The organism is Streptomyces sp. NPDC037288, from assembly GCF_055603265.1.
The window spans coordinates 96923-111096 of sequence record NZ_JBVJVY010000025.1; the positions used below are offsets into that span (position 1 = coordinate 96923).

The following is a 14174-nucleotide window of genomic DNA, read 5'->3' on the forward strand; positions in this document are numbered from 1 at the left end:
GGCGCCGGGGATGGACAGTTCAGATTCGTGAGGGGGGCGACGGGCGATGCACGGCCTATGGACGAACGATCCGACGCGGCGGAGCCGCCGACGGCGAGCCTGGCGCACGGCCACGCGCAGACGCGGCCACCACACCAGCCACCACAGCCATCAGCGCAGGCACACCGGGCGCCGGAGGCATGCGCACCCGCACCGGAACCGTCGGGACGCGGGAGCTGCGCGGACCGGGAGGCCCCGGTGAGTGCGCCGCCCTCCGTGACGACCGCCCTGGACGCAGCGGTGCGCGCCCCCCAACCGCGGCAGGCGCCGCCGGGCCGCCGGCCGGCCGTCGGCGAGGGCACGCGCGCGATGGAGCAGCTCGTCCTGGCCCTGGTGTGCGCGGCCTACGCCCTCGGGGCCGCGTTCGACTGGGGCACGGACGAAGTCGCGCTGGTCATGGGCGACTTCGGGCTGAGCGCGGCGGCGGGCGCCGCCGCCGTCTCGTGCTTCCTGTACGCCCGCAGTCCGCGTGTCCGCTTCCGTTCGGCCTGGCTGCTGTTCTCGCTCTCCTCGACGATGGCGGCCCTCGGCAACGCGGTCTGGGGGTGGTACGAGGTCGTCCTCGGACAGCCTGTGCCCAGCCCCAGCTACGCCGACCTGTTCTTCCTGTGCTTCGCGCCGCCCGCCATCGTGGGCCTGCTGGTGCTCGCCAAACGGCCGGTGACCAAGGCCGGCTGGATCTGTCTGGCGCTGGACGCCTGGTTGATCGGTGGCTCGCTGCTCACGCTGTCATGGAGCCTCGCGCTCGCCCAGGCGGCCCGGTTCGACGGACCGAGCGTGGCGCACACCGCGCTGTCGCTGGCGTACCCGCTGCTCGACATCGCGCTCGTCAGCATGGTGCTCGCGCTGCACTTCCGCCGCACCCCGGGCAACCGCACCGCCGTGAACACGGCGATCGGCGCGCTCGCGGTGACCGTGATGTGCGACGCGCTGTTCACCTCACCGCTGCTGCACAGCAGCTACCGCTCCGGGCAGCTGCTGGACGCCGGCTGGTTCGCCGGTTCGCTGCTGCTCGCCTACGCCCCCTGGGCCGCGCCCCGCCGCAAGGGCGCTCAGGAGACGCAGGTACCGGACGGGCACACGCGCGTGGTCCACGAGCACCTGCCCGGACAGCGCGGCACGGTCCCCCACCCCCTGCCCGCGCCCACCCCGGGAGGTGAGCACAGCCGGTATCCGGCAGGCCGGCCGCTGACCGGTTCCCTCGCCGCCCTCACCCCGTACCTCGCCGCCGCCGTGTGCACCCTGGGCATCCTGTACAACGTCCTCAACGGGCGCCGACCCGACCACGTGGTGCTGATCACCGCGGGTGCCGTCGTGCTCGCGCTGGTCATCCGGCAGGGCATCATGCTGCTGGACAACATCACCCTCACCCAGGAGCTGGCCCAGAAGGAGAACCACTTCCGCTCCCTGGTGCAGGGCTCCAGCGACGTCATCATGATCGCCGCGCCCAGCGGCGTCCTGCGGTACGTCTCCCCGGCCGCCGCCGGGGTCTACGGCCGGCCCGCCGAGGAACTGGTGGGCAGCGAGCTGGCCGGTCTCATCCACCCGGAGGACCTGGGCTGCGTGGTGCACGAGGTGCGCCGCTTCCTCGCCGCGAGCCCGCTGGAGGAACCCACCACCCGCATCGAGTGCCGCTTCAGGTCCGGCGACGGCGGCTGGCTCAACGTGGAGTCGACGGTCAACCGGCACCACGGCGGGCTGATCTTCAACAGCCGGGACGTGACCGAAAGAGTGCGCCTGCAGGCCCAGTTGCAGCACAACGCCGAGCACGACCCGCTGACCGACCTGCCCAACCGCGCACTGTTCACCCGGCGCGTGCAGCAGGCCCTGTCCGGCCGCCGTGCCACCGACCGGGGTGCCGCCCTGCGCAACACGGCCGTGCTCTTCATCGACCTCGACGGCTTCAAGGCCGTCAACGACACCATCGGGCACCAGGCCGGGGACGAACTGCTCGTCCAGGCCGCCCGCCGGCTCCAGGACGCGGTCCGGCAGGGGGACACCGCGTCCCGGCTGGGCGGCGACGAGTTCGCGGCCCTGATCGTCGGGGACGGCACCCGTGACCGCGCCGCCCGGGAGCGGAACATCCTGGAGCTCGCCGACCGCCTCAGGGTGACCCTCTCCCAGCCGTACGCGATCGACGGCCAGGACGTGCGGGTCAACGCCTCCATCGGCGTCGCCTTCGCCGAACCGGGCCTCGGTGCGGGCGAACTGCTGCGCAACGCCGACCTCGCGATGTACCGCGCGAAAGCGGCCGGAAAGGGCCGGGTCGAGCTGTACAAGCCGCAGATGCAGCAGGACGTCGTACGCAAGGCGGAGCTGGCCACCCGGCTGCGGGCCGCCCTGCACGACGGCGAGTTCGCACTGCTGCACCAGCCGGTGGTGTGCCTGGAGGGCGGCCGGATCACGGCGGTCTCCGCGCAGGCGCGCTGGCGCTCCTCGCAGGGGGTGCTGTTCACCCCGGCCGAGTTCCTGCGGGTGGCCGAGGACGGCGACAAGACCGCCGAGCTGGACCGCTGGATCCTGCAGGAGGCCGTCGAGCAGGCCGCCGAGCGGGCCGCGACCGGGCTCGTCGTACCGGTGGCCGTCCGGATGAGCGCGCTGCGGCTGCTGGACCGCTCGATGCCGCTCGGCTCCGTGGAGGCGCTGCTGACCCGGCACGGACTGCCGCCCGGCGCGCTGGTGCTGGAGTTGTCCGACACCGATCCGCGTATCTGCCTGGACGAGCTGGAGCGCCGGCTGACCGCCCTCAGCCGTCTCGGGGTGCGGATCGCGCTGGACGGCTTCGGCAGCGGCCACGCGGCCATCACGGCGCTCAGAAGGCTCCCCGTGGACGTGCTGAAACTCGACCGCAGTCTGGTCGAGGGCGTCGTGGAGTCCGCGCGGCTGCACAAGATCACCAGCGGTCTGCTGCGGATCGCCGGCGATCTCGGGCTGCAGTCCGTGGCCGAGGGTGTGGACCTGCCGGAGCAGGTCGTGGCGCTCCGCGCGATGGGCTGTACGCACGGGCAGGGTATGGCGTTCGCGGGGCCGCTGGACGAGTACCGGCTGCGCCGGGCGCTCGGATCCGGCCACTATCCGGTGCCCCACGCACCGGCCGAGCCGGCGTTCGCGGGCGGCCTGCGAGAGCCGCAGGGGCGTGTCGGTGACGGGGCAGCGGTCGCGCGCAGGCCCGATGGGCTGAGCGCGGTCGTGGCCTCGACGCCGACCGGTGCCCCCCGTGGGTGAACGGGCCACGGAGAAGGGCGCGGGGGTGTACACAGGGAGTGTGCCCGCCGTCCTGGGAGGTGGCCGTGCCTGTCGCTCACATAATGAGACGCCCATCCCACCCACTTGACACGTGGTGCGTGCCGGGGGGAGGGTCAGTGCCATGCGCACCCGAATTCTCGTACTTGGACAGCGCGTCGGCTGAGCTGGGACCCACCGGAGGACGATCCGGAATGCCCAGCGACCTCACCGGCGCGCTCCCCTCGCTTGCCTTGCGGCACGAGGGGTTTTTTGTTGCACGAGTGCCGCTCGTGCACCGCGTGAACTCCGTACAAACCTCGCAAAAACCCTCAGCATCGAGAAGAGAATGCCGATGACCGAGCAGGCCACCGGGGCCCATCCGCAGCCGCGGCCCCGATCCGGAGGACAGCAGTCCGCCCCCGTCGAGCACGTCACGGGTGCGCAGTCCCTCATCCGCTCCCTCGAGGAGGTCGGCGCGGACACGGTATTCGGCATTCCCGGCGGTGCGATCCTCCCGGCGTACGACCCCCTGATGGACTCCACCCGGGTCCGTCACGTGCTGGTCCGCCACGAGCAGGGCGCCGGCCACGCGGCCACCGGCTACGCGCAGGCCACCGGCAAGGTCGGCGTCTGCATGGCGACGAGCGGCCCCGGTGCCACCAACCTGGTCACGCCGATCGCCGACGCGCACATGGACTCCGTCCCGCTGGTCGCGATCACCGGCCAGGTCGCCTCGAAGTCGATCGGCACGGACGCCTTCCAGGAGGCGGACATCGTCGGCATCACCATGCCGATCACCAAGCACAACTTCCTCGTCACCAAGGCCGAGGACATCCCGCGGATCATCGCGCAGGCCTTCCACATCGCCTCCACCGGCCGCCCGGGCCCCGTCCTGGTCGACATCGCCAAGGACGCCCTGCAGGCGAAGACGACCTTCTCGTGGCCGCCCACCATGGACCTGCCCGGCTACCGCCCGGTGACCAAGCCGCACGCCAAGCAGATCCGCGAGGCCGCCAAGCTGATCACCTCCGCCAAGCGGCCCGTCCTCTACGTCGGCGGCGGTGTCCTCAAGGCGCAGGCCACGGCCGAGCTGAAGGTCCTCGCCGAACTCACCGGAGCGCCCGTCACCACCACCCTGATGGCGCTCGGCGCGTTCCCCGACAGCCACCCGCTGCACGTGGGAATGCCGGGCATGCACGGTGCGGTCGCCGCCGTCACCGCGCTGCAGAAGGCCGACCTGATCGTCGCCCTCGGCGCCCGCTTCGACGACCGCGTCACCGGCAAGCTGGACAGCTTCGCTCCCTACGCCAAGATCGTCCACGCCGACATCGACCCGGCGGAGATCGGCAAGAACCGCGCCGCGGACGTGCCGATCGTCGGGGATGCCCGCGAGGTCATCGCCGACCTGGTCCAGGCGGTGCAGAAGGAGCACAGCGAGGGCCACAAGGGCGACTACACCGCCTGGTGGAGCGACCTGAACCGCTGGCGTGAGACCTACCCGCTCGGTTACGACCAGCCCGAGGACGGCTCGCTGTCCCCGCAGCAGGTCATCGAGCGGATCGGGCAGCTCGCCCCGGAGGGCACGATCTTCGCGGCGGGCGTCGGCCAGCACCAGATGTGGTCCGCGCACTTCATCCAGTACGAGAAGCCGGCCACCTGGCTCAACTCCGGCGGCGCCGGAACGATGGGCTACGCGGTCCCGGCGGCCATGGGCGCCAAGGCCGGACAGCCGCAGCAGACCGTCTGGGCGATCGACGGTGACGGCTGCTTCCAGATGACCAACCAGGAACTGACCACCTGCGCGCTGAACAACATCCCGATCAAGGTCGCCATCATCAACAACGGCGCCCTGGGCATGGTCCGCCAGTGGCAGACCCTCTTCTACAACCAGCGCTACTCCAACACGGTGCTGCACAGCGGTCCCGACGACGTCAACCCGGAGGCCAAGGGCACGCGCGTGCCGGACTTCGTGAAGCTGTCCGAGGCGATGGGCTGCGTCGGCCTGCGCTGCGAGCGCCCGGAGGACCTGGACAAGGTCATCGAAGAGGCGAACTCCATCAACGACCGCCCGGTCGTCGTCGACTTCATCGTCCACGAGGACGCGATGGTGTGGCCGATGGTCGCCGCCGGCACCTCCAACGACGAGATCATGGCCGCCCGGGACGTCCGCCCCGACTTCGGCGACAACGAAGACGACTGAGCGAGAGAGACGTAAAAGACCATGTCCAAGCACACGCTCTCCGTCCTGGTGGAGAACACTCCGGGCATCCTGGCCCGCATCGCCGCCCTGTTCTCGCGGCGCGGCTTCAACATCGACTCGCTCGCGGTCGGCGTCACCGAGCACCCCGACATCTCCCGCATCACCATCGTGGTGAACGTCGAGGACCTGCCGCTGGAGCAGGTGACCAAGCAGCTCAACAAGCTCGTCAACGTGCTGAAGATCGTGGAGCTGGAGCCCGGACAGGCCGTCCAGCGGGAACTCGTCCTCGTGAAGGTGCGCGCCGACAACGAGACCCGCTCGCAGATCGTGGAGATCGTCCAGCTGTTCCGCGCCAAGACCGTCGACGTCTCCCCGGAGGCCGTCACGATCGAGGCCACCGGGTCGGGTGACAAGCTGTCCGCCATGCTCAAGATGCTCGAGCCGTTCGGCATCAAGGAGCTGGTGCAGTCCGGCACCATCGCGATCGGCCGAGGCGCCCGTTCGATCACCGACCGCTCGCTTCGCGCGCTCGACCGAACCGCGTAAAGCTGAACCCGAGCGCACCGCGCGAGGCTGAAACCGGGCGGTCGGCGACGACCCGTCCGCCCGGATGCCGAGATTGAGAAACTTCCCCTCCCCTCACCGGCATACGGTGGGACGCACAACCTGCACACCAAGGAGAGAACCCAAAGTGGCCGAGCTGTTCTACGACGCTGACGCCGACCTGTCCATCATCCAGGGCCGCAAGGTCGCGGTCATCGGCTACGGCAGCCAGGGTCACGCCCACGCGCTGTCGCTGCGTGACTCCGGTGTCGACGTGCGTGTCGGTCTGCACGAGGGCTCGAAGTCCAAGGCCAAGGCCGAGGAGCAGGGGCTGCGCGTGGTGACCCCCGCGGAGGCCGCCGCGGAGGCCGACGTCATCATGATCCTGGTCCCGGACCCGATCCAGGCCCAGGTCTACGAGGAGTCCATCGCCCCGAACCTGAAGGACGGCGACGCGCTGTTCTTCGGCCACGGCTTCAACATCCGCTTCGGCTTCATCAAGCCCCCGGCCGGCGTGGACGTCTGCATGGTCGCCCCGAAGGGCCCGGGCCACCTGGTCCGCCGTCAGTACGAGGAGGGCCGCGGCGTTCCGTGCATCGCCGCCGTCGAGCAGGACGCCTCCGGAGCCGCCTTCGCGCTGGCCCTGTCGTACGCGAAGGGCATCGGCGGCACCCGCGCCGGCGTCATCAAGACGACCTTCACCGAGGAGACCGAGACCGACCTGTTCGGCGAGCAGGCCGTCCTCTGCGGTGGTACGGCCGCGCTGGTCAAGGCGGGCTTCGAGACCCTGACCGAGGCCGGCTACCAGCCGGAGATCGCCTACTTCGAGTGCCTGCACGAGCTGAAGCTGATCGTGGACCTCATGTACGAGGGCGGCCTGGAGAAGATGCGCTGGTCCATCTCCGAGACCGCCGAGTGGGGCGACTACGTCACCGGCCCGCGCATCATCACCGACGCCACCAAGGCCGAGATGAAGAAGGTCCTCGCCGAGATCCAGGACGGCACCTTCGCCACCAACTGGATGGACGAGTACCACGGCGGCCTGAAGAAGTACAACGAGTACAAGCAGCAGGACTCCGAGCACCTGCTGGAGACCACCGGCAAGCAGCTGCGCAAGCTGATGAGCTGGGTGAACGAGGAGGCGTAAGCCTCATGTCAGGGGGTCGGGGCACACTGCTCCGGCCCCCTGCTCCACAACCGCCGGCAGCGCTACAAAATGTAGTTTCTCGTCCGGGTGATACTTCCGCGGTGGCGCAAAACGACGACCTCGGCGCCACTAGACTGCTGAACAACATACGCGTCAGGCCCACAGCGTCGTGCGTCTTCCGCGGCTAGCCCCTCCTCCGCCTGCGGCCGTCGGGACGGCCGTCCGCATGCTCTGGACTTGTGAGGACCTCACGTGAGCTCGAAACCTGTCGTACTCATCGCTGAAGAGCTGTCGCCCGCGACCGTGGACGCACTCGGCCCGGACTTCGAGATCCGGCACACCAACGGAGCCGACCGAGCCGAACTGCTCCCCGCCATCGCCGATGTCGACGCGATCCTGATCCGTTCCGCCACCAAGGTCGACGCCGAGGCCATCGCCGCGGCGAAGAAGCTCAAGGTCGTCGCCCGCGCCGGCGTCGGCCTGGACAACGTCGACGTCTCCGCCGCCACCAAGGCCGGCGTGATGGTCGTCAACGCCCCGACCTCCAACATCGTGACCGCCGCCGAGCTGGCCTGCGGTCTGATCCTCGCCAGCGCCCGCAACATCCCGCAGGCCAACGCCGCGCTGAAGAACGGCGAGTGGAAGCGCAGCAAGTACACCGGTGTCGAGCTGGCCGAGAAGACCCTCGGCGTCGTCGGCCTCGGCCGCATCGGCGCCCTGGTCGCCCAGCGCATGTCCGCCTTCGGCATGAAGGTCGTCGCCTACGACCCCTACGTGCAGCCCGCCCGGGCCGCGCAGATGGGCGTGAAGGTGCTGTCCCTGGACGAGCTGCTGGAGGTCTCCGACTTCATCACCGTCCACCTGCCCAAGACCCCCGAGACCCTCGGCCTCATCGGCGACGAGGCGCTGCGCAAGGTCAAGCCGAGCGTGCGCATCGTCAACGCCGCGCGCGGCGGCATCGTCGACGAGGCGGCGCTGTACGCGGCGCTGAAGGAGGGCCGGGTCGCCGGCGCCGGCCTCGACGTGTACGCCAAGGAGCCGTGCACCGACTCGCCGCTGTTCGAGCTGGACCAGGTCGTGTGCACCCCGCACCTCGGCGCCTCCACCGACGAGGCCCAGGAGAAGGCGGGTATCGCGGTCGCCAAGTCCGTCCGTCTCGCCCTCGCCGGTGAGCTGGTGCCCGACGCGGTGAACGTCCAGGGCGGTGTCATCGCCGAGGACGTCAAGCCCGGCCTGCCGCTCGCCGAGCGCCTCGGCCGTATCTTCACCGCGCTCGCCGGCGAGGTCGCGCACCGCCTCGACGTCGAGGTCTACGGCGAGATCACCCAGCACGACGTGAAGGTGCTGGAGCTGTCCGCGCTCAAGGGTGTCTTCGAGGACGTCGTCGACGAGACGGTGTCGTACGTCAACGCGCCGCTGTTCGCGCAGGAGCGTGGCGTCGAGGTCCGGCTGACCACCAGCTCCGAGTCGGCCGAGCACCGCAACGTGGTCACCGTGCGCGGTACGCTCGCGGACGGCGAGGAGGTGTCGGTCTCCGGCACGCTGGCCGGCCCGAAGCACATCCAGAAGATCGTCGCGGTCGGCGACTACGACGTCGACCTCGCGCTCGCCGACCACATGGTCGTCCTGCGCTACGAGGACCGTCCTGGTGTCGTCGGCACCGTCGGCCGCATCCTCGGCGAGGCGGGCATCAACATCGCCGGCATGCAGGTCGCTCGTGCGGCGGTGGGCGGCGAGGCACTGGCGGTGCTCACCGTCGACGACACGGTGACCGCCGGCGTGCTGGCCGAGGTGGCTTCCGAGATCGGTGCGACGTCCGCCCGCTCGGTGAACCTCGTCTGACGCATCATCGAAACGCCGGGCGGGCTGACTTTCGTCAGCCCGCCCGGCGTTTTTCCGTGCCCTACTCCTCGTCCCTGGTCTCGATCGTCCGCAGGCTCACCGCCGCTCCCACCGCCGCCAGTGCCACCACGACCGCGCCGGCGATCGCCGCGCCCTGGAATCCGCTGGTGAACGCCTCCCGAGCCGTGGTGAGGAGGGACTCGGCGGCCGGGCCGGGCAGGTGGGCGGCCGTGGCGAGGGCGTCGCCCAGGGTCTCCCGGGCCCCGGCCGGAGCGGTGGACGGCATCTCGCGGCGGTAGATCGCCGTACCGATGGAGCCGAGGACCGCCATGCCGAGCGCGCCGCCGAACTCGGTGCCGGTCTCCAGCAGGGAGGAGGCCGTGCCCGCCCGCTCCACCGGCGCGCTGCTCATGGCCAGGTCGACCAGCTGGGACGTGATCGCGACCATCCCGCAGGCGAGGACGCCGGCCCCGGCCAGCACCAGCCACAGTGAGTCGATGCCGATGAGGGCCAGCATCGAGTATCCGGCCGCCATGGCCGCGAAGCCGCCGGCGACCACGTACCCCCGGTTGACGCCGCGCTGGACGAGCTGTGCGGTGACCGGGCCGGCGAAGCCGATGAACACCGAGGGCAGCAGGCTCCACAGGGCCGCCGCCAGGGGGCTCTTGCCGAGGACCGCCTGCAGGTACTGCGTGGTGAAGATGGCCGAGCCCATCATGGCGAGGGCGGCGACGAGGTTCAGGACCAGCGCCGGGGCGAAGCCGCGGCCCTTCAGCAGGGCCGGCGGGATCAGCGGCGAGGCGGCCGTGCGCTGCCGGTGGACGAACAGGGCCGCGAAGAGCAGGCCGACGGTGAGGGAGACGACGTACAGCGGGTGCCAGCCCTCGGAGGGGATCTCCTTCAGGCCGTAGATCACCGGGAGCACGGCGGCCATCGACAGCGGGACGCTCGGCCAGTCGAAACGGCCCGGGTTCGGGTCCTTCGACTCCGGCAGCAGCACCGGGCCGAGGAGCAGGAGCAGGAGCATCGCGGGCAGGTTGACCAGGAAGACCGAGCCCCACCAGAAGTGCTCGACCAGGATGCCGCTCATCACCGAGCCGAGCGCGATACCGCCGGTCATCACGCCGGACCACAGGCCGACCGCCTTCGCCCGCTGGCCGGGGTCGGTGAACATCGTGCGCACCAGCGCCATCGTGGACGGCATCAGGGTCGCGCCGCCGATGCCGAGGATCGCGCGGGCCGCGATCAGCGTCTCGGCGCTGTTCGCGTAGGCCGCCAGGAGCGAGGCGGTGCCGAAGGCGGCGGCGCCCATGAGGAGGAGCTTGCGGCGGCCGATGCGGTCGCCGAGGGAGCCCATCGTCATCAGCAGGCCGGCCAGGACGAAGCCGTAGACGTCGAAGATCCACAGCTGCTGGGTGCCGCTCGGGTGCAGGTCGGCACTGATGGCGGGGGTCGCGAAGTACAGGACCGAGACGTCCATCGAGACCAGCAGGAGCGGCAGCATCAGCACGGAGAGAGCGGTCCACTCGCGTCGTCCGGCGCGGGCGGGGGCGGCGCTGTCGGCGCGGCCGGAGGGGGTGGTGCTCGTCGGGTTCGTCGTCATGGCAGTGACTGTACGGGCGTCTTAAACGCTTGTCTAGAACGAATGTATAAGTCATGTGTCTAGGACGGCTGTATGGATCGGGGTAGTGTGGTGCGCATGGGACACCGTGAGGATCTGCTCGAAGGCGCCAAGCGCTGCCTGCTGGAGAAGGGGTTCCTGCGCACGACCGCGCGGGACGTCGTCAGGGAGTCGGGCACCAACCTGGCGTCGATCGGCTACCACTACGGCTCGAAGGACGCGCTGCTGGTGCAGGCCTACATCTCGCTGATCGAAGGAGTGGGGGAGCGGTTCGACCCGGGGCTCGGCGGGACGGTGACGCAGCCTGCGGGGTCACTGGAGCGCTTCCAGGAGGTGTGGACGAGCATCATCCGCACCGTGCCCGAATCGCGGGCGATCTGGCTGCTCAGCTTTGAGTTGATGTTCCAGGACGAGCGGCTGGAGGAGGTGCGCAAGCTCCTGGCCGAGGCGCAGAAGGAGGGCCGCGCGGGGCTCGCCGCCATGTTCAACGGTGTCCCGGAGGCGGACCTCGACCCGGAGGTGGTCGAGACCGAGGGCCGCCTCTACCAGACGCTGCTCAACGGCCTCATGGTCCAGTGGCTCTTCGACCCGGACTCGGCGACCACCGCCGAGCAGTTGACGCAGGGGCTGCGGCGGGTGATCAACGGACTCGACGAGGGCTGATCCGCCCGTCCCGCACCCGCCGGTCGTGTGCCGGCGGTCCCGGAGTGCCCGGATTGCGGTCGCTCGACGGGTACCGGAGATTGGCCCCATGTGCCGGATCCCGCTCGCGGAACCCGGCTCGGCACGGCCGTAGCCGAGGCCGAGGAGACCGTGCTGATCGTCGGCGGGGGTCCCGTCGGCCTCACCGCCCGGGCGCTGCTGGAAAGGTGGGGTGTGCGGGCCCTGCTGGTCGAGAAACACGGGGGGCTGCCGCCCTTCCCACCTGTCCCAGGAGCCGGCCAGGGTCTGCGGCCTGGGCCCGCGCGGCGCCCTGCTCGTCCGCCCGGACGGTCACATCGCCGCCCGCTGGTCCGACGGCCCGCCCACCGCGACCACCCTCTCCGAGGCCCTCGCCGCCCTCAACAGCCGCCCGTGACACCCCGGCCGGCTACAGCCGGGCCCGTTTCAGCGCCATGTGCAGCAGCAGCCGGTCCTCGCCGTCGTCCAGGTCGAGGCCGGTCAGCTGTTCCACCCGGGAGAGGCGGTAGTACAGGGTCTGGCGGTGGATGCCCAGCTCCGCGGCGGTGCGGCCCGCCTGGCCCGCGCAGTCGAGGTAGACCTCGGCGGTGCGGGCCAGTTCCCGGTGGGCGGGGACGAGGAGCGGGCCGACCACGGGATCGTGCGCGGCCTGCGGCGGCAGGGATGTCAGCAGCCGGTACGGCCCGATGTGCGCCCACTGGGCGACCGGCCCGAACCGTGGCTCGGCCAGCGCGGCGCGCGCCGCCGCGGCGGCCTCCTGCCACACCGTCCCCAGATCACCGAGACCGACGCGGGGTTCGCCGACCCCGGCGGCGCACCCGGCGCCCGCGACGGCCCGGGCCGGGCCGGTCGACCCCGCGACGGCCCGGGCGGGCCCGGACAACCCCTCGGCGGCAGCTCCGGCCGCCCTGGTTCCGGCTCCGGCCGTTCCGGCCCCAGTCCCAGTCCCAGTCCAAGCCCCGGCCCCGCGCCCCGTGCCTCCCGGCGCCCGCCGAGCCCCTTCGGCCTCCTTCAGCACCCTCGCGGCAGCCGCCAGCGCGGGCGTGCTCGTCTCCGGGGTCCGCAGCCGGATCAGCAACGCGAGACTCTGCCCGGACGCCCCCCACGGCAGCGTGCACAGCGCCGTCGCGTGCGGGATCGTACGGGCGGCCGGGGCGTCGTCCGGGTCGGCCGACGGCCAGGGCGCCACGCACACCAGGGTGACGGGGCCGTCCGCGCGGGCGCCGAGCGCCGTGCGCAGCTCCGCCACCGCCATGTCCCGTTGCCACCCGCCTTCCGCGGTGAGCACCGCCCGCAGCTCCCGGCTCAGCCCGGCCCCGGCCTCCGCCTCGTCCGCGAGCAGCGCGCCGATCCGGCCGGCCACCTGCATCGCGGCGGCCAGCTGCGCGTCCGTCGGTCCCGGGTCGCTCTCCAGCAGCCACACATAACCGAGGACGACACCCCGATGGCGAACGGGGAGGCAGATCCGGCCGCGGTACACCCCGGCCTCCGGGCTCGCCGGGATCCGCACCGGGCCGGTCGCGCGGGTGATGCCGAAGCCCTCGAACCACGTCCGGACCGTGGCCGTGGAGCGCCGGGTCAGGATCGAGCGGGTCCGCACGGGGTCCAGCGCGGAGGGATCCAGGTCGCCCTCGCTGTCGTACGCGCCGAAGACGATCAGCTCGAAGTCGCGGTTCTCCAGGGTCGCCGGGACGCCCAGCAGCTCCGAGATCTCGTCCACCAGCTCCTGGTAGTCACCCTTGAAAGCCTTGAAATCCGCCGCCACTCGGGCATTCTCCCTCATTCTCCGGCTGCCTTCATACATCTGTCTGAGATCCGGTGGACGGATGCGTGACAGCTGTCGATGGCTCACGATCGGAGAGATCCTTAGGTTTCACGGTGGTTCTCCGCGCCGTACCCGAATCGTCGGGTGACGGCCGTATTCGGTGCTTGTCTGTGGAGGTGCCCCGTGCTGGGTCCCGTGATTCTCGCCGCGTCGCGCAGCGACCGGATGCGACGCCTGGTCTCTGCGGCCCCGGTGACCAAGCAGGTCGTCGACCGCTTCATCCCCGGCGAGACCGTGGCCGACATCGTGCCGATCATCAAGGACCTGACGGCCAAGGGCCTGGAGCTGACGATGGACGTCGTCGGCGAGGACATCACCACCCCCGAGCAGGCCACCGCCGCCCGGGACGCCTACCTGGCGCTGATCGACCACCTCAAGGAGCTGGAGCTCGGCGAGAAGGTCGAGATGTCCGTCAAGCTGTCCATGTTCGGCCAGGCGCTCGAAAACGGCCATGAGCTGGCCCTCGCCAACGTCCGCCCGGTCGTCGTGGCCGCCGCCGCCATCGGTACGACCGTGACGCTGGACGCCGAGGACCACACCACCCTCGACTCGATGTTCGCCATCCACGAGGAGCTGCGGAAGGACTTCCCGCAGACCGGATGCGTCATCCAGGCCTACCTCTTCCGCACCGAGGCCGACGCCCGCCGCCTCGCCGCCGCCGGCAGCCGCGTCCGCCTGGTCAAGGGCGCCTACAAGGAGCCCGCCGAGGTCGCCTACCAGCAGAAGCACGAGATCGACAAGGCGTACGTCCGTATCCTGAAGACGCTGATGGAGGGCGAGGGGTACCCGATGATCGGGTCGCACGACCCGCGTCTGATCGCCATCGCCCAGGAGCTGGCCCACAAGGCCGGCCGCAAGCTCGACGAGTACGAGTTCCAGATGCTGTACGGCATCCGCAGCGACGAGCACCTGCGGCTGGCCGCCGAGGGCCACCGCATGCGCGTCTACACCGCCTACGGCACCGACTGGTACGGCTACTTCATGCGCCGTCTCGCGGAGAAGCCCGCCAACCTGCGGTTCTTCCTCCGCTCGATGGTCAGCAAGGGCTGAG

The 14174-nt window shown here is 70.9% G+C and carries 10 protein-coding genes and 1 pseudogene; 9 read left to right on the plus strand and 2 right to left on the minus strand.

The window, feature by feature from the left end:
* The first annotated feature begins 237 nt into the window (after positions 1-237).
* The 5 genes from ACZ7GZ_RS26245 (at position 238) to serA (ending at position 8996) form a co-directional block, all read left to right on the plus strand.
* Positions 238-3264, plus strand: a complete 3027-nt coding sequence (locus ACZ7GZ_RS26245; RefSeq protein WP_471027806.1) for an EAL domain-containing protein — start codon at positions 238-240, stop codon at positions 3262-3264.
* 352 nt (positions 3265-3616) lie between these two features.
* Complete coding sequence (locus tag ACZ7GZ_RS26250; protein WP_471027807.1) at positions 3617-5464, plus strand: acetolactate synthase large subunit; 1848 nt, start codon at positions 3617-3619, stop codon at positions 5462-5464.
* A 21-nt stretch (positions 5465-5485) separates the two neighbouring features.
* Complete coding sequence (ilvN, locus tag ACZ7GZ_RS26255; RefSeq protein ID WP_217461712.1) at positions 5486-6010, plus strand: acetolactate synthase small subunit; 525 nt, start codon at positions 5486-5488, stop codon at positions 6008-6010.
* 145 nt (positions 6011-6155) lie between these two features.
* A complete protein-coding gene (ilvC, locus tag ACZ7GZ_RS26260) occupies positions 6156-7154 on the plus strand; it encodes a ketol-acid reductoisomerase (RefSeq protein ID WP_471027808.1) in 999 nt (332 codons plus the stop codon).
* Between the two features lie 252 nt (positions 7155-7406).
* A complete protein-coding gene (gene serA, locus ACZ7GZ_RS26265) occupies positions 7407-8996 on the plus strand; it encodes a phosphoglycerate dehydrogenase (protein WP_471027809.1) in 1590 nt (529 codons plus the stop codon).
* Between the two features lie 61 nt (positions 8997-9057).
* Here serA and ACZ7GZ_RS26270 read toward each other — a convergent pair whose 3' ends face one another.
* A complete protein-coding gene (locus ACZ7GZ_RS26270) occupies positions 9058-10599 on the minus strand; it encodes an MFS transporter (protein ID WP_471027810.1) in 1542 nt (513 codons plus the stop codon).
* Between the two features lie 96 nt (positions 10600-10695).
* Here ACZ7GZ_RS26270 and ACZ7GZ_RS26275 point away from each other — a divergent pair, with 96 nt between their 5' ends.
* From ACZ7GZ_RS26275 to ACZ7GZ_RS26285, 3 genes and pseudogenes are all read left to right on the plus strand, one after another.
* Positions 10696-11280 carry a TetR/AcrR family transcriptional regulator gene (locus ACZ7GZ_RS26275; RefSeq protein ID WP_471027811.1) on the plus strand — a complete coding sequence of 195 codons (585 nt, stop codon included), beginning with the start codon at positions 10696-10698 and terminating at the stop codon, positions 11278-11280.
* Positions 11281-11430: 150 nt separating this feature from the next.
* Positions 11431-11478, plus strand: a pseudogene (locus ACZ7GZ_RS26280) (hypothetical protein); the annotation flags it as partial.
* A gap of 13 nt (positions 11479-11491) precedes the next feature.
* Positions 11492-11695, plus strand: a complete 204-nt coding sequence (locus ACZ7GZ_RS26285; RefSeq protein WP_471027812.1) for an aromatic-ring hydroxylase C-terminal domain-containing protein — start codon at positions 11492-11494, stop codon at positions 11693-11695.
* A 12-nt stretch (positions 11696-11707) separates the two neighbouring features.
* Here the strand turns inward: ACZ7GZ_RS26285 and ACZ7GZ_RS26290 are convergent, their stop codons facing one another.
* Positions 11708-13081: a PucR family transcriptional regulator gene (locus ACZ7GZ_RS26290; protein ID WP_471027813.1), complete on the minus strand. Its 1374-nt coding sequence runs from the start codon at positions 13079-13081 to the stop codon at positions 11708-11710.
* A gap of 165 nt (positions 13082-13246) precedes the next feature.
* On the opposite strand from ACZ7GZ_RS26290, the gene ACZ7GZ_RS26295 reads away from it, so the two are divergent.
* Positions 13247-14173 carry a proline dehydrogenase family protein gene (locus tag ACZ7GZ_RS26295; RefSeq protein WP_471027815.1) on the plus strand — a complete coding sequence of 309 codons (927 nt, stop codon included), beginning with the start codon at positions 13247-13249 and terminating at the stop codon, positions 14171-14173.
* Position 14174 lies beyond the last annotated feature (1 nt).

Excerpts from the sequence above, each read along its gene's own strand:
- ACZ7GZ_RS26250 (WP_471027807.1), top strand. The coding sequence starts at position 3,617 with ATGACCGAGCAGGCCACCGGGGCCCATCCGCAGCCGCGGCCCCGATCC.
- ilvN (WP_217461712.1), top strand. The coding sequence starts at position 5,486 with ATGTCCAAGCACACGCTCTCCGTCCTGGTGGAGAACACTCCGGGCATC.
- ACZ7GZ_RS26270 (WP_471027810.1), bottom strand. The coding sequence starts at position 10,599 with ATGACGACGAACCCGACGAGCACCACCCCCTCCGGCCGCGCCGACAGC.
- ACZ7GZ_RS26275 (WP_471027811.1), top strand. The coding sequence starts at position 10,696 with ATGGGACACCGTGAGGATCTGCTCGAAGGCGCCAAGCGCTGCCTGCTG.
- ACZ7GZ_RS26290 (WP_471027813.1), bottom strand. The coding sequence starts at position 13,081 with ATGAGGGAGAATGCCCGAGTGGCGGCGGATTTCAAGGCTTTCAAGGGT.